The sequence below is a fragment of the Nitrobacter sp. MLSD-S21 genome (assembly GCF_058809865.1).
Genome location: NZ_JBXASZ010000005.1, coordinates 90,664 through 109,350, shown reverse-complemented (window position 1 = coordinate 109,350; position 18,687 = coordinate 90,664). Strand labels below are relative to the sequence as shown.

21 protein-coding genes and 1 tRNA gene are annotated in these 18,687 nt (G+C 61.8%); 7 read left to right on the top strand and 15 right to left on the bottom strand.

What is annotated here, in order from left to right; translation table 11 throughout:
- Positions 1-157: 157 nt before the first annotated feature.
- Together phbB and yddG are read left to right on the top strand one after the other, a co-directional pair.
- Complete coding sequence (phbB, locus tag AC1RT6_RS15085; RefSeq protein ID WP_079448159.1) at positions 158-883, top strand: acetoacetyl-CoA reductase; 726 nt, start codon at positions 158-160, stop codon at positions 881-883.
- Positions 884-948: 65 nt separating this feature from the next.
- Positions 949-1,815 (top strand): aromatic amino acid exporter YddG, encoded by an 867-nt coding sequence (yddG, locus tag AC1RT6_RS15080; protein WP_079448160.1) that lies wholly within the window; start codon positions 949-951, stop codon positions 1,813-1,815.
- A 65-nt stretch (positions 1,816-1,880) separates the two neighbouring features.
- On the opposite strand, the gene AC1RT6_RS15075 is transcribed toward yddG, so the two are convergent.
- Both AC1RT6_RS15075 and AC1RT6_RS15070 read right to left on the bottom strand, forming a co-directional pair.
- Positions 1,881-3,236 (bottom strand): AmpG family muropeptide MFS transporter, encoded by a 1,356-nt coding sequence (locus AC1RT6_RS15075; protein ID WP_079448161.1) that lies wholly within the window; start codon positions 3,234-3,236, stop codon positions 1,881-1,883.
- Positions 3,237-3,275: 39 nt separating this feature from the next.
- On the bottom strand, positions 3,276-4,490 hold the full coding sequence (locus tag AC1RT6_RS15070) for a DNA recombination protein RmuC (protein ID WP_079448222.1): 1,215 nt from the start codon (positions 4,488-4,490) through the stop codon (positions 3,276-3,278).
- A gap of 148 nt (positions 4,491-4,638) precedes the next feature.
- Between AC1RT6_RS15070 and def the strand changes: the two genes are divergently transcribed.
- Genes def through truA form a run of 3 tightly spaced genes read left to right on the top strand, consistent with a single transcriptional unit; the run spans position 4,639 to position 6,867 of the window.
- A complete protein-coding gene (gene def, locus AC1RT6_RS15065; protein WP_079448162.1) occupies positions 4,639-5,166 on the top strand; it encodes a peptide deformylase in 528 nt (175 codons plus the stop codon).
- Positions 5,167-5,197: 31 nt separating this feature from the next.
- On the top strand, positions 5,198-6,130 hold the full coding sequence (fmt, locus tag AC1RT6_RS15060; RefSeq protein WP_472791009.1) for a methionyl-tRNA formyltransferase: 933 nt from the start codon (positions 5,198-5,200) through the stop codon (positions 6,128-6,130).
- Complete coding sequence (truA, locus tag AC1RT6_RS15055; protein WP_079448164.1) at positions 6,130-6,867, top strand: tRNA pseudouridine(38-40) synthase TruA; 738 nt, start codon at positions 6,130-6,132, stop codon at positions 6,865-6,867. Before fmt ends, truA begins: the two co-directional genes overlap by 1 nt.
- Here the strand turns inward: truA and AC1RT6_RS15050 are convergent.
- The 11 genes from AC1RT6_RS15050 to rpmH form a co-directional block, all read right to left on the bottom strand.
- Positions 6,864-7,424, bottom strand: a complete 561-nt coding sequence (locus AC1RT6_RS15050; RefSeq protein ID WP_079448165.1) for a phosphorylase family protein — start codon at positions 7,422-7,424, stop codon at positions 6,864-6,866. The genes truA and AC1RT6_RS15050 overlap by 4 nt on opposite strands.
- Positions 7,421-8,590 (bottom strand): succinyl-diaminopimelate desuccinylase, encoded by a 1,170-nt coding sequence (gene dapE / locus AC1RT6_RS15045; RefSeq protein ID WP_079448223.1) that lies wholly within the window; start codon positions 8,588-8,590, stop codon positions 7,421-7,423. The genes AC1RT6_RS15050 and dapE overlap by 4 nt, the downstream gene beginning before the upstream one ends.
- Positions 8,590-9,060 (bottom strand): DUF805 domain-containing protein, encoded by a 471-nt coding sequence (locus AC1RT6_RS15040; protein ID WP_079448166.1) that lies wholly within the window; start codon positions 9,058-9,060, stop codon positions 8,590-8,592. The genes dapE and AC1RT6_RS15040 overlap by 1 nt, the downstream gene beginning before the upstream one ends.
- A 20-nt stretch (positions 9,061-9,080) precedes the next feature.
- Positions 9,081-9,926, bottom strand: coding sequence for a 2,3,4,5-tetrahydropyridine-2,6-dicarboxylate N-succinyltransferase (gene dapD / locus AC1RT6_RS15035; RefSeq protein ID WP_079448224.1), 846 nt, complete (start codon positions 9,924-9,926; stop codon positions 9,081-9,083).
- Between the two features lie 73 nt (positions 9,927-9,999).
- Positions 10,000-10,713: a pyrimidine 5'-nucleotidase gene (locus AC1RT6_RS15030; protein WP_079448167.1), complete on the bottom strand. Its 714-nt coding sequence runs from the start codon at positions 10,711-10,713 to the stop codon at positions 10,000-10,002.
- Positions 10,710-11,606, bottom strand: coding sequence for an acetylglutamate kinase (gene argB / locus AC1RT6_RS15025; protein ID WP_079448168.1), 897 nt, complete (start codon positions 11,604-11,606; stop codon positions 10,710-10,712). Before argB ends, AC1RT6_RS15030 begins: the two co-directional genes overlap by 4 nt.
- A gap of 188 nt (positions 11,607-11,794) precedes the next feature.
- Positions 11,795-12,196: a DUF423 domain-containing protein gene (locus tag AC1RT6_RS15020; RefSeq protein ID WP_079448169.1), complete on the bottom strand. Its 402-nt coding sequence runs from the start codon at positions 12,194-12,196 to the stop codon at positions 11,795-11,797.
- The gene (gene yihA / locus AC1RT6_RS15015) at positions 12,193-12,846 is read right to left on the bottom strand and encodes a ribosome biogenesis GTP-binding protein YihA/YsxC (protein WP_079448170.1); all 654 of its coding nucleotides are present in this window, start codon (positions 12,844-12,846) and stop codon (positions 12,193-12,195) included. Before yihA ends, AC1RT6_RS15020 begins: the two co-directional genes overlap by 4 nt.
- 149 nt (positions 12,847-12,995) lie before the next feature.
- Positions 12,996-14,828, bottom strand: coding sequence for a membrane protein insertase YidC (gene yidC / locus AC1RT6_RS15010; protein WP_079448171.1), 1,833 nt, complete (start codon positions 14,826-14,828; stop codon positions 12,996-12,998).
- 72 nt (positions 14,829-14,900) lie between these two features.
- Positions 14,901-15,236, bottom strand: a complete 336-nt coding sequence (rnpA, locus tag AC1RT6_RS15005; protein ID WP_079448172.1) for a ribonuclease P protein component — start codon at positions 15,234-15,236, stop codon at positions 14,901-14,903.
- Between the two features lie 22 nt (positions 15,237-15,258).
- Complete coding sequence (gene rpmH / locus AC1RT6_RS15000; protein WP_006609582.1) at positions 15,259-15,393, bottom strand: 50S ribosomal protein L34; 135 nt, start codon at positions 15,391-15,393, stop codon at positions 15,259-15,261.
- A 319-nt stretch (positions 15,394-15,712) separates the two neighbouring features.
- On the opposite strand from rpmH, the gene AC1RT6_RS14995 reads away from it, so the two are divergent.
- Positions 15,713-17,197 (top strand): sensor histidine kinase, encoded by a 1,485-nt coding sequence (locus AC1RT6_RS14995; RefSeq protein ID WP_079448173.1) that lies wholly within the window; start codon positions 15,713-15,715, stop codon positions 17,195-17,197.
- A 343-nt stretch (positions 17,198-17,540) separates the two neighbouring features.
- Positions 17,541-17,617 (top strand) — tRNA-Arg (locus tag AC1RT6_RS14990).
- Between the two features lie 78 nt (positions 17,618-17,695).
- On the opposite strand, the gene AC1RT6_RS14985 is transcribed toward AC1RT6_RS14990, so the two are convergent.
- Together AC1RT6_RS14985 and AC1RT6_RS14980 are read right to left on the bottom strand one after the other, a co-directional pair.
- Positions 17,696-18,142 carry a DMT family transporter gene (locus AC1RT6_RS14985; RefSeq protein WP_309774096.1) on the bottom strand — a complete coding sequence of 149 codons (447 nt, stop codon included), beginning with the start codon at positions 18,140-18,142 and terminating at the stop codon, positions 17,696-17,698.
- Complete coding sequence (locus AC1RT6_RS14980; protein WP_493029520.1) at positions 18,142-18,669, bottom strand: GNAT family N-acetyltransferase; 528 nt, start codon at positions 18,667-18,669, stop codon at positions 18,142-18,144. Before AC1RT6_RS14980 ends, AC1RT6_RS14985 begins: the two co-directional genes overlap by 1 nt.
- Positions 18,670-18,687 lie beyond the last annotated feature (18 nt).

Sequence of the window (18,687 nt, the reverse complement as noted above, 5' to 3'; positions counted from 1 at the left end):
AAATGCTCGGCCTCGTGCCGGGCATTTTTATCCGCAAAGCTTTTGTTTCAACGATCAGGATAAATCCGGCTTTCCGTAGCGTTTACGAGCGAAGTGGGTACCGGTTCGCGTCAAGAAGCGCGTCAAAACAAAAGCTGGAACTCCAGGAGGACGACGCATGGCAAGAGTGGCATTGGTGACGGGGGGAACGCGAGGCATCGGCGGCGCGATCAGCAGAGCGCTGAAAGCGGCCGGATACAACGTCGCGGCGAGCTACGCCGGCAACGACGCGGCGGCGGAAAAATTCAAGGCGGAAACCGGCATTCCCGTTTACAAGTGGGATGTCGCTTCCTTCGATGCCTGTGCTGGCGGCATCAAGCAGGTCGAAGCGGACCTCGGCCCCATCGAGGTGCTCGTGAATAATGCCGGCATCACCAAAGACGGCGCCTTCCACAAGATGACGCTCGAGCAGTGGAGCGCCGTCATCAACATCAATCTCGGCTCGCTGTTCAACATGACGCGCCCGGTGATCGAGGGAATGCGCGCGCGCAAGTTCGGCCGCATCATCAACATCTCTTCGATCAATGGCCAGAAGGGCCAGTTCGGCCAGGTGAACTATTCGGCGGCGAAGGCCGGAGACATCGGTTTCACCAAGGCGCTGGCGCTGGAGAATGCCAAGAACGGAATCACCGTGAATGCGATCTGCCCCGGATACATCAACACGGAAATGGTGCAGGCCGTGCCCAAGGACGTCATCGAGAAAAACATCCTGCCGCAGATTCCGGTGACCCGCCTCGGTGAGCCCGATGAGATCGCGCGCGCGGTGATATTCCTCGCCGCCGACGATGCCGGCTTCATCACGGGATCGACGCTGAGCATCAACGGCGGCCAGTATCAAGCGTAATGAAGAGTGCATAGGGTGGACATGCCGCTTCTTTCCTTCTCCCAAGAGAGGAGAAGGAAGAAATCATGACCTCCCGGACCGCCACACTCACCGGCCTCGCCGCCATCCTGATGTGGTCGCTGCTCGCGGTCATGACGGTCGCAACCGGGCACATTCCCGCGTTTCAACTCGCGGCCATGACGTTTGCAATTGGTGGTCTTGCCGGCTGCACGAGCTGGCTGTTCCGTCCCGAAGGCGTCAGCGCGTTGCGACAGCCGGCGGTTGTATGGCTCGTGGGGGTGGGAGGGCTGTTCGGCTATCATGCGTTGTATTTCATCGCGCTGCGACAGGCGCCACCCGCCGAAGCGGGCCTCCTGAATTATCTCTGGCCACTGTTGATCGTGCTGTTCTCCTCGATGCTGCCAGGCGAGCGGCTGGCGTCACATCATCTGATCGGCGCGATCCTCGGGCTGGCCGGGACGGTTTCGCTGTTTGCGGGCGGTACCTCGATTGTGTTCGAACGCGTCCAGATGTCCGGTCTTGCGGCAGCGTTCATGGCGGCGTTTGTCTGGGCAGCGTATTCGGTGCTGTCGCGACGCTTGGCCTCGGTTCCAACCGACGCGGTCGCGGGCTTTTGCCTGGCGACGGCTGCACTCGCGGCGGTTGCGCATCTGCTCATGGAACAGACGGTGTGGCCGGACAGCGCGGCACAGTGGCTCGCGATCGCCGCGCTCGGCATCGGTCCAGTCGGCCTTGCCTTCTATGTCTGGGATATCGGCATGAAGCGCGGCGACATTCGCGTGCTCGGCGCCGCCGCCTATGCGACGCCGCTACTTTCGACCGCGTTCCTGATACTGGCGGGTTTCGCGAAGCCGACTGCGGCGCTCGCCGTCGCGTCCGTGCTGATCGCGGGCGGCGGGTTGATCGCGGCAAAGGACATGATCTGGAAATAGCGTTTTCGAGCGAAGCCTATCCTCGGGCTTGACCCGAGGTAGGTACCGGTTCGCTGCGCCACCGTTTACGCCCGCAACGCGGCAAAGTGCCCGCGCCGCTGCAGCCAGGCCAGTAGGATCAGGCTTGGTATGGCAGCGGCAACGCAGATCGCAAAGAACAGCGGCCATCCCGTCGCCTCGGCGACGAACCCGGCGCTGGCGGACAGATAGGTTCGGCCGACCGCGGCAAGCGCCGTGAGAAGCGCATATTGGGTAGCGGTGTGCAGCGGATTGCGGCACATCGCCGACAGATAGGCGACGAAGATCACCGTGCCGATGGCGCTGGTGAAATTCTCCGCTGTGATAGCGAGAGCCAGCGCCCATTGATTGACGCCGACCAGCGCCAGCCATGAGAACGACAGGTTGGCGACCGCCTGCAAAATGCCGCCAACCCATAAGCTTGCCGCCAGCGGGTAGCGCCGCGCCACGAAGCCGCCGGCAAAACCGCCGATCAGCGTCGCGGCAAGACCGACGCCTTTGACGATGGCGGCGTAGTCGTTGCGGGTGAAGCCAAGATCGATGACGAACGGTGCGGTCATGGTGCCGGAAAACGCGTCGGTGAACTTGAACAGCACGATGAAGGCGAGCGCGGCGAGAGCGTCCTTGCGGCTCAGGAATTCAGAAAATGCGCCGACCGCGGCATTCATGACCCGCGCGAAACCGCCCTTAGCCCGCGTCGCCAGTTCGGCGCGCACGGATTGCTCGGGCTCAGTGGCCGCCAGCGCCGTGACGGTGCCGATCAGAACCATCGCCGCCATGCTAATGTAGCCCCACGCCCACGCCGAGGCGCGGACCTGGCCTGTCCCTTCGAATGCGCTGACCAGGAAGAGAGCTCCGGCGGTCGAGACCAACATGCCGATACGATAGGCGGCGACATAACCCGCCATGCCGGCAGCCTGCTCGCTTTCCGGCAGGCTCTCGACCCGAAAGGCGTCGACCACGATGTCCTGCGTCGCCGACGTCGCCGCCACGAGCACCGCGCCGAGCGCGACAAACCACGGCGCTTTCACTGGATCGGTCGAGGCCAGCAACAGGATTGCCGCGATCAGAAGCAATTGCGAAAAGACGAGCCAACCGCGACGGCGGCCGAACCGCCGCGTCAGCAGCGGAATATGCAGGGCATCGACCAACGGAGCCCACAGAAACTTCAGCGTATAGGGCGTGCCAACGAGAACAAACAGACCGATGTCGTGCAGATCGATGCCGGATTCTTTCATCCAAATCTGCAGAGTCGAGCCCGACAGCGCCAGCGGCAGGCCGGACGAGAAGCCGAGCATCATGACAATGAGGACGCGCGGTTGCAGATAGACCGCAATGCTCTCGCGCCAAGACGCGCGGGAGGCAGCCTCGGATACGGTTGGGGCGACGTCCGGAGTGGTCATGCCGCTGTGCTAGCAGATTCGGCCAGTTCCGCCCTCCTCTTACTCACCCGCCTGGATCTTGCGGGCGAACTGCGGCGGAAACACCGTCGGTTCGACGGGCTCGACGATCCGTGGCGTCTCCGCCGCCGCCTCGTCCTTGCTGAAATCGAGTTCCTCGATCCTCATAGCCCGTTTGCCGATCTTACCGGCCGAGATCAGGACCTGCCTCACATCCTCGCTGACCTGATCGAAATGGCTGCCGAGCCTGTTGACCCGGTCGCGCAGGCGCTCGACATCACCCATCATGTTCATGACCTCGATCCGTACCTGATCCGCGGCATCGCGCATCCGCGCGTCCTTGAGAAGCTGTTGCATCACCTGAATCGCCAGCATCAAGAGTGACGGCGATACCAGCACGATCCGGGCACGATAGGCCTTCTGGATCACATCGTCGAAGCTGTCGTAAATCTCGGCATAGACCGATTCCGATGGCACGAACATCAGCGCGGTGTCCTGGGTCTCGCCCGGGATCAGATATTTTCCGGCGATGTCGGTGACGTGCCGCATAACGTCAGCGCGCAGCCGCTGAGTTCCGAGTTTCCTTTCGTCGTCGGTTCGGGCGTCGCGCAGCGCCGTCATCGCCTCAAGCGGAAATTTCGCATCGATGCAAAGCGGGCGCTGATCGGGGAGGAAGATTACGCAATCCGGCCGCTTACCGTTTGGCAGCGTATACTGAAAGGCGAACGAGCCCTTCGGCATTCCGTCCTGCACGATCGCCTCCATCCGCGCCTGCCCGAACGCGCCGCGCGACTGCTTGTTGGCGAGCACATCGCGCAGCGTCGTCACCTGCGTCGTCAGTTCGGTCAGGTTCTGGTGCGCGTTGTCGATAATTCCGAGCCGTTCGTGCAGCACCCGCAGACTGTCCATGGTGTTGCGTGTGGTCTGCTCCATCGACTGGCCGACGCGGTGGGTGACCGCGTCCAGCCGATCGCTGACCGCCCTCGCCATCTCCGCCTGTCGCCCTGCGAGCGCCTTGCCCATGGCATCGACACGGCCGGTGGCCTCGGCCTGCGTACGCATCATGTCGATGAGACGCTCCTCGAGTTCATCCGCGCGACTTGCTTGCGCGGTCGCCATTTCGGTTCCCCGGCGTCCCGAGCGCGCGATCACGATCGCAATGCTCAGCAACAATGCCAGCGCCAGCGCGCCAAACGCGATCAGCACGGTGCCGGTCCGCACCGGCACATCGCCCAGCATGAAAAGAATGTCGCTCATCCGCCCATCGTAGCCGATTCGGCCATGTTCGCGAACGAAGAGCGAACACACGGAGTTAACGAAAGCTCAATGTGCCTGCTCATGACGGCCGGACGGTCAATGCAGCTCGCGGATTGACCCGGACAGACTCGGGGATTACATCGCCGGCATGGCCATTCGCGAAATCATCATTGTGCCGGACAAGCAGTTGCGCCTCGTGTCAAGGCCGATCGAAAAGGTCACGCCGGAAATCCGCAAGCTTGCCGACGACATGTTCGAGACCATGTACGACGCGCCGGGCATCGGGCTCGCCGGCATCCAGATCGCGCAGCCTGTCCGCATCGTCACCATGGACCTCGCCAAACGCGACGAAGAAGGAGAGACGAAACCGCGGCCGCGTGTTTTCATCAATCCGGAAATCCTCTCGGCTTCGGAGGAGCTGTCGGTCTATGAAGAAGGCTGCCTGTCGATCCCCGAATATTACGAGGAGGTCGAACGGCCGGCGCGCGTGCGGATTCGCTTCACCGATCTTGACGGCAAGGTTCACGAGGAGGATGCCGAGGGTCTTTTCGCCACCTGCATTCAGCATGAGATCGACCATCTCAATGGCGTGCTGTTTGTCGATTACCTCTCGAAACTGAAACGCGACCGTGTGATGAAAAAATTCACCAAGGCCGCGAAGCTCGCCGCAAGATAAAGCGGTTTTTTGCCGCGCAGAAATCAATCAGATGCCGCTTCGCCTGATTTTCATGGGCACGCCCGAATTTGCGGTGCCGACGCTGCTGCAACTCGTGGCCCACGGCCACGAGATCGCGGCCGTATACAGCCGCGAGGCGAGGCCCGCCGGCCGTGGCATGAAGCTGCAGCCGAGCCCGGTGGCGCGGGAAGCGCAGCGCCTCGGCCTCCCCGTGCTGACGCCAAAAACGCTGAAGACGCCGGAGGCGCTGCTTGAGTTTCAATCGTTCGTCCCCGATGCCGCGATCGTCGTCGCCTATGGCATGATCCTGCCGCAGGCGATCCTCGGTGCGCCGCGATATGGCTGCTACAATCTGCACGCATCGTTGCTACCGCGCTGGCGCGGTGCTGCACCGATCAACCGCGCCATCATGGCCGGTGATGCCGAAAGCGGCGTCATGGTCATGAAGATGGATGCCGGCCTCGACACCGGCGACGTGGCCCTGGCCGAGCGGATCACCATCACCGATGCGATGACGGCGTCGGATCTTCATGACGCGCTGGCGCCGCTTGGGGCTGATCTAATGGTGCGTGCGATGGCCTCGCTGTCGCGCGACGGCCTGCAGTTGACGAAGCAGAGCGAACAAGGCGTCACCTACGCTGCCAAGATCGATAAGACCGAGGCGCGCATCGACTGGAACAGACCCGCGCGCGACGTGCTGCGCCATATTCATGGCCTGTCGCCGTTTCCGGGCGCCTGGTGCGAGATGCCGGTGGATGGCGAGCCGGTCCGCGTCAAGCTCCTGCGTTGTGAGCTGGCGGAAGGCGCGGGATCGCCGGGGAGCCTCCTCGACGACCGCCTGACGGTCGCCTGCGGCGAAGGCGCGATCCGCATCCTTGAATTGCAGCGCGCGGGAAAGCCTCCGATGAAGGCCGGCGCCTTTCTGAACGGCACGCCGCTGACGCCGCCGCTGCGGCTCGTCTGATGCCCCGCTACAAGCTGACCATCGAATATGACGGAGGTCCCTTCTGCGGCTGGCAGTACCAGGACAACGGTCCCTCGGTACAGGGCGCGCTGGAGGCGGCAGTGAAGGCGATTTGCGGTGATTGCGTCCGCGTGCACGGCGCGGGCCGCACCGATGCCGGCGTCCATGCGCTGGCGCAGGTTGCCCATTGCGACATCGCGAAGCACTTCGTACCGAATCGATTGCGTGACGGGCTCAACGCGCACCTGCGCCCACATCCGATCGGCGTGCTCGAAGCCGAGATCGTGCCCGACAACTTCGAAGCGCGCTTCTCAGCACGCCGGCGACATTACATCTATCGCATCGCCAATCGGCGCGCGAACCTCGCCATCGATGTCGGCCATGTCTGGCGCGTGCCGCGGTCGCTCGATGCGGAGGCGATGCACACGGCGGCACAGCGGCTCATCGGAAAGCACGATTTCACGACATTTCGCGACACTGAATGTCAGGCGAAGTCGCCGGAGAAAACGCTCGATCAGCTCGACGTCGTCAGGAACGGCGACAGCGTCAACATCATCACGTCGGCGCGTTCGTACCTGCACAGCCAGGTGCGCTCGATGGTGGGATCACTGGTGTGGGTCGGGCATGGCCGCTGGAGCGCAGATGACCTGTCCAACGCGTTGGCTGCGCGGCGGCGTGAAGCGTGCGGGCCGGTGGCGCCGCCCGACGGATTGTATCTTGTGCGGGTGGATTACTAAGAGCGAATCCGTTCCAGCGCATCCCAGAACAGGCCCTCGCCATCCTTCACATTGGCGGTCCAGTCCTGATGCGCGAGGTCGTTGGCGTCGTCGGTGATGAACTTGAACGCACGCCACGGCAGGCCGTGCCGCCGGCACACCTGCGCCACCGCGAACAGCTCCATGTCGACGATGTCGATATTGTTCTCGATCAGCCACGGATCGGAGCTTGTGACAAAGCTGTCGCCGGTACCGCAGACGACACCGCCCTGGCCTGAAGTCAACAGATCAAGCTCCGGGGCGAACGGCGTACGTCCGCGCGGCGCCAGCGGCATCGCCATCATGTCGCGCTGGACGACGTTTGAAACCTCCACGAGACCCTGGAGCGTCTCATTGATCTTTCCCGCGGTACCGTAATTGATGACAAGTGACGGGTGCATCGTCAGCAGTGCCAGCGTGGTTGCGCTGGCGGCATTGATCTTGCCAACGCCGGTGTAGATCACCCGGACGCCATCGGGCGCGCGTGCCTTGTCGAGTTCGTCGTCGATGGCGGTGAGGACGAGGATTTTGTCGTTCATGCGAAGTAGCGATCCAGCACGCCGCGGTAGATACGGGTCAGCCTTTCGAGATCGGCCACCGGCGTACGCTCGTCGATCTGGTGCATGGTCTGCCCGACCAAACCAAACTCGATCACCGGGCAATAGTCCTTGATAAAGCGCGCATCCGAGGTGCCGCCGCCGGTGCTGAGCTCCGGTTTGCGGCCGGTGACCTCCTCTATGGCTGCGACCAGGAGATCGGTGAAGGGACCGGGCTCGGTCAGGAATACGTCGGCGTTCGACGGCTCCCAGACGATGCGCGTTTGGACACGGTTACCCGCGGCTGTGGCAACGCGCGCCTCGATCAGCGCACGCAGCGATTCCTGACTGTGATGGTCGTTGAAGCGGATGTTGAACTTCGCGCGCGCCTGTCCCGGAATCACATTGGCCGCCGGATTGCCGACATCGACCGAGGTGAATTCCAGATTGGAGGGCTGAAACTGAGCACTCCCCCGGTCCAGCGGCTCACTGACAAGCGCGGTAATCAACGCGGCGATGTCCGGAATCGGATTTGACGCGCGATGCGGGTAAGCGACGTGGCCCTGCACGCCATCGACATAAAGCGTGCCGGACTGTGAGCCCCGGCGGCCGATCTTGATGCAATCGCCAAGCTCCTCGATATTGCTGGGCTCGCCGAGCACGCAGTGGTCGAATTTTTCGCCGCGTGCAGCGGCCCATTGCATCAGCTTGACAGTGCCGTTGACGGCGATGTCTTCCTCGTCCCCGGTGATCAGGAACGAGATCGAGCCGTCGCCGTCTTTCCCCGGCTGGCCGCCATGCTCCGCGAGATAGTCAAGCGCGGCGGCGACGCTGCAGGCGATTCCGCCCTTCATGTCGACCGTGCCGCGCCCATAGAGAAAACCATCAACCACGTCACCTGAGAACGCGCCACGGGTCCAGGCGTCCTCATCGCCTGGAGGCACGACGTCGGTATGGCCGGCGAACGCGATGTGAGGGCCGGTCGTGCCGATACGGGCATAGAGATTGTCGATATCAGCGGCGCCCGGTTCGCTGAAGGTGATGCGGTGGACATCGAAGCCCGCACCCTTGAGCAGCGTTTCCAGCACGCCGAGCGCGCCTGCATCTGCCGGCGTCACCGACGGGCAACGGACGAGATCGCGGGCGATGGAGAGCGCGTCGGACGGCATCATTGCGGCGACGCTTCAAGTGGATCAGCGCCGAAGCGGTTTGGCCCTTGCGTGCCGCGCAGGCAGCCGAGTTCGATGATGATCCAGACGGTCACCGCGAAATTCCCGACGTCAAGGATGAACTTGCTGCTGGGCGTCGTGGCAGTCTCCTGCAGCAAGCCGACGATGGCACTGACTCCCCAAAACACGAGCATCCACCATCCGCTTTGGTCTCGGTCATGCAAACGCTTAATTCCCGTAGCTGTGCTTGACCATATCACCAATAGACCGACGACAACGAAGATCGCCATAAACAAGTAGTTCACCGGCGCGCCGGTCGAAGGAGTAGCGTTCGAAATCTCAAGCCCTATGAGGGCTAAGGCAAAGACCAGGCAAGCAGTAAGAATGGCAAGATTGATCAGCGCTACCCACCAGTATCTGGCTCGATTGATCCGGCCCTGAAAGCTGAACAGCAGCGTCGTCAGGTTCATGCGCGGTCTCCGGAAGGCGCTCAGTCCCGCAACAGTTCGTTGATGCCGGTCTTGGAGCGAGTGCGTTCGTCGACGCGCTTGACGATGACTGCGCAGGCGGTGGACGGACCGGGCTGGCCGTTCTTCAACGGCTTGCCCGGCAGCGCTCCCGGTACCACTACCGCATATTCCGGCACTTCGCCCATGAAGATCTCGCCGGTTGCACGATCGACGATCTTGGTCGAGGCACCGAGAAAAACGCCCATCGACAGCACAGCGCCCTTGCGTACGATGACGCCTTCCGCCACTTCCGAGCGCGCACCGATGAAGCAATCGTCCTCGATGATCACAGGCCCGGCTTGCAGCGGCTCCAATACACCACCGATGCCCGCGCCGCCGGAGATGTGGACCCGCTTGCCGATCTGGGCACAGGAGCCGACCGTGCACCAGGTGTCGACCATGGTGCTTTCGTCGACATAAGCGCCCAGATTGACGAACGACGGCATCAACACCGCGTTCTTCGCAATGAAGGCTGAGCGGCGCACGATCGCACCCGGCACGGCCCGAAAGCCCGCGTTACGAAACCGGTTCTCGTCCCAGCCCTCGAACTTCGACGGCACTTTGTCCCACCACACGGCGTTGCCGGGACCGCCCGGAATAACGCTCATGTCGTTGAGGCGAAACGACAGCAGCACGGCCTTCTTGAGCCACTGATTGACGATCCACTTGCCGTCTGCCGCGCGCACGGCGACGCGCACCTCACCCTTGTCGAGCAGGTCGAGCGCATGATCCACCGCCTCGCGCACCTCGCCTTTGGTCGCGGGGGTGACAGTCTCGCGTACATCGAACGCGCCGTTGATGGTGGTTTCGAGCGAGGCGAGCGACATCGGATTTCCTCGTGGCTTTACTGCGCGGTCGTAGTTTGTCAACGCGGTGTTCTCTTGGACGGAGGCAGACATGTCAAGCCGAGCGCGCCGTCAGCCCCGCCAGAAATCCGGAGAGGTCGTCGGTCACATGGTGGACATGCGGCGCGCCGCGGCCTTCCATTTCCCATTCCTCCCGCACCACCTCGCGCGTCCCGTCCGGCACCACCAGCACGGTCGTCATCCCCAGTTCATGCGGGACGACGAGATTGCGCGCCAGATCCTCGAACATCGCGCTTTTCGCAGCATCGACGTGATGCCGTTCGAGAAAGCGACGATAAGTCCGCGGCGACGGCTTTGGCTCCATCTCCGCGGCAATGATGTCGAACACGGCCTCGAAGTGATGACCGAAACCAAGCCGCTCCAGCACCTTACCGGCATGGGCGGTCGAACCGTTGGTCAGAATCAGCTTGCGGCCTGGAAGCCTTTCGATCGCCGCGCCCATCGCCGGATTAGGATCGAGCGGCGAGTGGTCGATCTGATGGACGTAAGCGAGATAGTCGTCAGGTGAGACGCCGTGCTCGGTCATCATGCCGCGCATGCTGGTGCCGAAGCGCTTGTAGTAATCCTTCTGGATGCGCCGGGCCTCGACGGGATCGACGTTGAGGAACTGGCCGATGTATTCGCCGATCCGGGCGTCGACCTGCTGCCAGAGGTTGACGTGATGCGGATAGAGCGTGTTGTCGAGATCGAACACCCACGTGTCGATGTGACTGAAGCCGCGGTGTGGATGTTGCTGCGCGTCGATCACTTGTGAATCAGCGTTCCCGTACCCTGATCGGTAAAGAGCTCCAGGAGAACCGCGTGAGGAGTCTTTCCATCGATGATGACGACGCCACCGACGCCCTGTTCGAGCGCGTAAATGCAGGTTTCGACTTTCGGGATCATGCCACCCGAAATAGTCCCGTCGGCGATAAGCTTGCGCGCGTCGCTGATCGAGAGCTCCGGAATGAGCTTCTTCGACTTGTCGAGCACGCCTGGAACGTCCGTGAGAAGCAAGAGACGCTTGGCTTTCAGCGCGCCTGCCACTGCCCCGGCGAAAATATCGGCATTGACGTTGAATGTCTGGCCGCCTTTTGAGGTAGCCAGCGGCGCCAGAACCGGAATCAGTTCGTGACCGATCAACTGATTCAATAGCGTCAGATCGACGTGTTCGGGTTCGCCGACAAAGCCGAGATCGACGACCTTCTCGATGTTCGAATCCGGATCCGCCATCATTCGCGTAGCCTTCAAGGCGGTAACCATGTTGCCGTCCTTGCCGCAAAGTCCGACGGCCTTGCCGCCGGCCTCGTTAATGTAGCCAACCAGTTGCTTGTTGATCGAACCGGCGAGCACCATCTCGACGATTTCAATCGTCGCGGCATCGGTAATGCGCAGGCCGGCGGCGAACTCGGATTTTATCCCGAGCCGTTGCAGCATAGCCGCGATCTGAGGACCCCCGCCATGCACCACCACCGGATTGATCGCGGTCTGCTCGAGCAGCACGATGTCGCGGGCAAACTGGCGGGCGACCTCCTCCGAGCCCATGGCATGGCCGCCGTACTTGATGACGATGGTCTCCTCGTCATATCGCTGCATGTGCGGCAGCGCCTCGGACAGGATGCGCGCCTGATCGAGCGGGCTGATGCGGGATTCATCGGACATGAAGCTGATCTCTTGAGACTAATCTCTTGGCCGGCGGGATAAGCGGGTTCTGAGCAGTATCGCTTCTGATTGAATCAGAAGCGAAGCTCAATCTTTATGTTTGACGCGTTTTCTTTACGCGAACCGGAATCCACTTCGCTCGAAAACGCTATAACCGATTGGCGGCAGGACCGCAAAGCCGCTTCGGGTCAGGATCCAGACTGCTCGGAACGGGACGCCGCACGAGGCCAGATGGCGGCGATCGCGAGCAAAAACCAACCCAGAATCATCAGCGTTCCGCCGGACGGAGCGGCTCTCGGGAAAAGGTGGTGGTCGAGGAATTGCCGCACCGTCAAGTCCACGCTGAACAGGATTGCGCCTGCGGCAAAGCAGCTGGCAATCGCGAGACCGAGACGTGGGCGAATAATCTGCCGATCCGCCAGGAGCACCGCCAGCAGCGCGGCGGGAGCATGAAACAACAGCATCGACGAGGCCGAGAGCAGAAGTGTGCCCCCTGTCTTGTGCGCCGCGACCGCAGCCAGGATGACGCCGGCGCCGCCCATCAGCCCCGCCGCAAAAACGATGATCCGAAAACAGCAGAACTGCGTCATCGCTGAAGCTCTCCGATCAGGCGGGCCATGGCGGCGCGCAACTCCGGTATTCCGTAGCCCGTGCGCGACGACGTGACCAGCACATCCGGGAACGCTGCAGGATGTTTGGCGAGCAGCGCCTTGATCGCTTCGGTACGCTCCGCCATCTCAGCGGCCTTGACCTCGTCCGCCTTGGTCAGCACGATCTGATAGCTCACCGCGGACCTGTCGAGCGTGGTCAGGATGTCCTGGTCGGTATCCTTGATGCCATGGCGCGCATCGATCAGGACATAGACGCGCGCAAGGGTCGCCCGGCCGAGCAGGAATTGGTGGATCAGCGACGTCCACGACGCGATTTTGGCCTTCGGCGCCGACGCGAAGCCGTATCCCGGCATGTCGACCAGCCGGACGTCGGCACCCTTGGGACCCTCGAAGAAGATCAGCTCCTGGGTTCGTCCCGGCGTGCGTGACGTTCGGGCCAGCGTGCTGCGCCCCGTCAGCGCGTTGATCAGGCTCGACTTGCCGACGTTGGAGCGTCCGGCGAATGCGACCTCGAGGCCCGCCATGGGCGGTAACGTTTCGATCGACGGCGACGCCCAGATGAATTGCCAGTCTCCGGCAAACAGTCTTCGGCCTTGCTCGATCAGCTCCGTATCAAGGCCGGTTGTCATGCGAAGAGGCCTTCCTGACTTGGCATTGCACCTTCGCGGCAAGATCAGCCGATTTTGCGCGGAGCGACGGAATCAGAAACGTTCCCGCCGATCATTGGACGGCTTCGTCCGCAATGCGCCCCCGCAACGATCGCAAGGCGGCGATCCGTCTATGTGGTCTTCGCCGGCTTGTCGGAGGATTTGCGGCGGAAGGTCGATTTCACGTTATCAAACAGTTCTACTTTCACGCCGTTGCGGCGCATGATGTAGCTCTGCTGGATCACCGAGAGCGTGTTATTCCACGCCCAATAGATCACGAGACCGGCCGGGAAAGACGCGAGCATGAAGGTGAAGATTACCGGCATCCAGTCGAAGATAATCTTCTGAGTCGGATCCGGCGGTGTCGGATTCAGCTTCATCTGAAACCACATCGTGATGCCCATGATGATCGGCCACGCACCGATCGCCAGATAAGGCCCGAGCAGCGGCACCACCGAGGGATCGTATGGCAGCAGTCCGAACAGGTTGAAAATGTGGGTCGGATCGGGCGCGGACAGGTCCTTGATCCAGGCGAAGAACGGTGCGTGACGCATTTCAATGGTCACGAACAACACCTTGTACAGCGAGAAGAACACGGGAATCTGAAGGAGGACCGGAAGACAGCCCGAGATCGGGTTGATCTTCTCCTTCTTGTAGATCTCCATCATCTCCTGCTGCAGCTTCATCTTGTCGTCAGGGAAGCGTTCTTTCAGTGCGTTGATCTGAGGCTGGACCGCCTTCATCTTCGCCATCGAGGCATAGGACTTGTTGGCGAGCGGGAAGAAAATCAGCTTGACCAGTACGGTCACGACCAGAATCGCGACGCCGAAGTTGCCGAACACATGAAAGAAGAAGTCCAGCGCGAGGAACATCGGCTTGGTGATGAAGTGGAACCAACCCCAGTCGATCAGCAGGTCGAAATGGTTGAGGTCGAGTTGCTTGTTGTAGCCGCCAAGCTCCACGAACGGAAAATTGAGGCCGACAACACCGGCTTCCTTGGCGCCGGCAAAAAGACGCGTGTTTACCGAACCGGTACCGCCAACCGGGATCGTCTGCGCATCCTCCAGATAGTCGGTCTGGTAGGTCCTGACTGAACCCGCCAGATCGGATGAGAAGCGCGCCTGCAATCGCGCGCTGGTGTCAGGCAGCAGGGCCGCGGCCCAGTATTTGTCGGTGATGCCGAGCCAGCCGTTGGTGACATTGAAGGTCACCGATTGGGCTTCGTCGATCTTCTTGTATGTATATTCCTGCAGCTTCTGATCGCCGAGAAAGCCAATAAGGCCTTCGTGTAGAATGTAGTAACCGGAAACCGCCGGAGTACCATGCCGTGAAATCAGCGCGAACGGGTACAGTGTCACCGGCGCGCTGCCGGCGTTTGTGACCTCATCCTTGACCGTGAACAGATAGTGCTCGTCCACCGAGATGGTGCGACGGAACGTCAGCCCTTCGCCATTGTCATACTTCAGCGTGACCGGCGTGGACTGCGTCAGCGCCCCCGACCCTTCCTGCACCCACACCGTCTTCTGATCTGGAACCCGGACGGTGGATCCGGTGGCGGGAACCCATCCGAATTCGGCATAATACGGATTGGCCGTACCGGAGGGTGAAAACAGCTCGATCGCAGGCGAAGCGGGATCGACCGTCTCGCGATACTTGGTCAGCAGGAGGTCATCGATACGCGCGCCAGTCAGCGACAGGCTTCCGCTCAGGCGAGGGGTGCTGATCTTGACGCGCGGCTTGGACGCGATGGCAGCATCCCGGGCAACCACCGCGGTTTCAGCTGCGGGTTGAGCGGGCGTGGGGGAATTCGGCGCCGCCTCAGTCTGAGACTTGGCAAGCTCGCTTTGCGCCTGGTGCGCGGCGCGATCCTTTTCCATCTGCGGAATGTTGTAGAAATACTGCCAGGCGATCAGCACGAGAGCCGACAGAACGATAGCGATGATGGTATTGCGGTTCTCAGACATCGTTCAGGATCTCGTCACTCAATTCGGATTGCGGCTGTATACACCGTTGATGTCGTCGATTTGACGCTGCGTTCATCCTGGATGCCGGCGGTCGAGGCGATGAAACGCCGAACGCAAATCATCAAGCATCACGGCATAACGGCGGTTGAGCGCAGCACGGCGGCCGATTATCACATAATCGCTGTGCGGTCGCATGGATACGGCGTCCAGGCGCTTCACCAATTCGCGAAGTCTGCGGCGGATGCGGTTTCGCTCGGTCGCGGTGCCATTTTTTTTTGTCACCGTGAAGCCGATCCTGATCGGACCGCCATCGTTGCGGCGACGATTTTGTACCACGAAGGCAGGGGTGCTCACCCGCGGCCCATTGGCAACGGCGAGGAAATCCGCCCGCTGCCTCAACCGGTCCATGATGGTTCTCGGGACGATCCGCTCAGGCACTCAGGCGCTTGCGGCCCCGCGCGCGCCGCGCGGCAAGAACCTTCCGGCCGCCGGTGGTCGCGAGGCGGGCACGAAAACCGTGGCGGCGCTTGCGCACCAATTTGCTGGGTTGATAAGTCCGTTTCACGGGAGTCTCCGCTGACCGGGCACGTCGCCTGATGTTGAGGTTAAGTCCGGTAATACCGACCTGAACCGAGCCTTTATTCGGCCCGAACAAGCCGTCCCGATCGAAACCGAGCCGTCACGGACAATTGGCGCGGCTTATACGGGAGTGGCCTCTTTTCGTCAATCTTGCCCTGTACCGTTTCCCAGCCCGGCCGAATTGGCCAAAATCTCGCGCCGACCTATATTACGCATGTGTTCCGGCAGTGGTTCAGAGGCCGGCGTGCTCCATTCCAGGAGCGCGGATCACGGTCAGTTTGCCGCAGGCCCTTCAGAGGACAACCGTGTCACAGGCGATCGAACAGCTCCGGATTCGGGCCTCACGTCTCTCATTGCGCGGCCGGCTCGGCCTGTCCGGCAAGCTCCTGCTGCTGACGATTCCGCTGGTCATGATCGCCGAAATACTGATCTACGTCCCCGCTATCGCCAATTTTCGGCTGAATCGACTCAACGATCGCCTGGCAGCCGCCAACACCGCAGCGCTGGTGCTTGATGCAGCTCCCTCTGGCATGGTGCCCGACTCGCTCGCACGGCAGATTCTCAACAGCATCGGCGCCCGTGCGGTCGCCATCAAGATGGGTCAGCAGCGCCGGCTGCTCGCCAGTGCCGATCTACCGGCGGCGATCGATCATGACATCGACATGCGCACCATGACTCCGTGGTCGGCCATTGTCGGTTCATTCGAAACCATGCTGGAGAGCGGCAACCAGGCGATCCGCATCATCGGACCGGGGTCGCGCGGCGCGCAGTTCATCGAGGTCGTCACCGACGAGGAGCCGCTGCGCCAGTCGATGTACCGCTTTTCGCGCAACCTGCTGCTGGTCTCGCTGGCGATAGCGATTCTGACTGCAGGTTTGGTCTATCTGGCGCTGCACTACCTGTTCGTCCGCCCGATGCGGCGCCTGACCGCGAATCTCGTGGGCTTTCACCAGAATCCCGAAAGCTCGGCGCGGATCATCGTGCCGTCGCAGCGCGGCGACGAAATCGGCGTCGCCGAGCGTGAACTCTCCGACATGCAGCGTGACCTGGTGTCGATGCTGCATCAGAAGAGCCGGCTGGCAGCGCTCGGTCTCGCCGTCTCGAAGATCAATCACGACCTTCGCAATCTGCTGGCGTCCTCGCAGCTGCTCTCCGACCAACTGGCCAGCGTGCCCGATCCCCGGGTGCAGCGGTTCGCGCCAAAGCTGATGCGCTCGCTGGAACGCGCCATCGCATTCTGTCAGTCGACGTTGTCTTATGGACGGGCGCAGGAGGCCGCCCCCGACCGGCGGCTGATGGCGATTGAACCTATCGTCAACGAGGTGCGGGAGTCGGCGGGACTGGCGCCGGACGGATCCATCACCTGGATCAACGCGATCGAGCGCGGCCTTACCATCGACGCGGATCCGGATCAGCTTTTCCGTATTCTGCTCAATCTCGTGCGCAACGCCGCACAGGCTTTGGAGAGCCAACCGCGAAACGACGCTGATGCTGCGACCCGGCAAATCCGGGTTACCGGCCGCCGCGAAGGCGCGGTGGCGATCGTTGAGGTTTCCGACACCGGACCTGGCGTTCCGCAACAGGCGCGCAACCATCTGTTCGAGGCCTTCCAGGGATCGGTACGCCCCGGCGGCAGCGGTCTCGGCCTTGCGATCGCGGCAGAACTGGTGCGTGCGCACGGCGGCGACATTGCTCTGGTCGAAGGCACCATAGGCGCAACGTTCCGGATAGCGATCCCGGATCGTCCCGTGGAGTTGCAAACGATCCGTAACGAACGCGCCCGAGCCTGATCAATCTCAAGATGTCGCTGCTTCGTGTACTAGATTTCGATTTCTTGCCATTATAGCGTTTTCGAGCAAAGTGGATGCCGGTTCGCGTGAAGAAAACACGTCAAATCAAAATCCTGGAGCCACGCTTCTAATTCCCGCAGAAGCGGAAAGGCCCTAGGCGAGGAAGCAGCCTTGTCGTGCCCCTCACCGCGAATCATCATATGGGATTTCCTGTCGTACGGCGCTGCCGGTGCAGCCGCACCGCTTGCAAAGCCGACCGGGAGCCGTTAGCAATGGCGCGCCTTCGGGACGCTGGTTCCCGAAACGCAAGCACTGTGAATTTCAGCGATTTTTGCCGACAAACGCGCCCGTAGCTCAGCTGGATAGAGCACCAGACTACGAATCTGGGGGTCAGGAGTTCGAATCTCTTCGGGCGCGCCAGTTAATCTTACAGCACCGTAGTTCTCTGGTCCTGGTCACGGATTGGTCATTTTTCGCGCAGCGCCGAGTAAACGAATTTCAAAGGCTGCGGGATGCGACGAGAAACGCCCCGGAAACCAGAAGCCCCGCGCCTGCGATAGCGGTGAGCCAGCTTTGTACGCCGGTGACGTCGGACCTTGCCATGTCGAGCGCCAGCCCGAAGATCAACTGGCTTGCGACCAGAATCGAAATCGTCGCCGCCGGCCCGAGACGTTGGTAGCCGACTATGCTGGCGAACACGAAGAACGAGCCGAGCAATCCCGGCAAGACGCCCCAAATCCGGACAGCGCCGAAGGCTTCGGAAATACCCGCAAGGCCGGAGCGACTGACCAACAGGATCGATAGGGCAACGAGGCCGACCGCCGAGTTCATCACCAACGCAATCAGAACAGTGGAAGCGCCAGCTGTCATGTGCGCCATCAGGAGATTCTGCGCCACGATGGCGGCACCGGCAGCGACAAGCAAAGCGACGATCAGTGGGGTCATCACGGCTTGCCGATTTCATCGGGGGACGTGCGCGTATCCAGCATGAGTTGCAGGAAGACCAGATCGAGCCACACGCCGAATTTGGTCCCGACCTGCTTCAAGTGACCGACAGACTCGAACCCGAGCTTCTCATGTAGCCGGATCGACGCGGTGTTTCCCGCCTCAATGCCGGCCACGATCACGTGTTTGCCAATGCCGCGCGCCCTTTCGATCAGTCCCAGCATAAGCGCCTTTCCGATGCCGTTCCCGCGCTGGTCGGCCCTGACATAGACGGAATGCTCAACCGTATGGCGATAGCCGTCCCATGCGCGCCATTCTCCGAACGAGGCGTAGCCAAGAACGGTGCCGGCGTCATCCACCGCGACCAGCACCGGATAGCCCACCCGCTGCCGGTCGGCGAGCCACGAGAGGCGGTTTCCAGTGTCGATCTTCGTGTCGTTCCAGATCGCCGTCGTGTTTTCGACGGCGTCGTTGTAAATCGCGGTGACCCCTTCCACATCGGTCGGGCCGGCGTCGCGAATCTCCATATCGCTCTCCTGTTACCA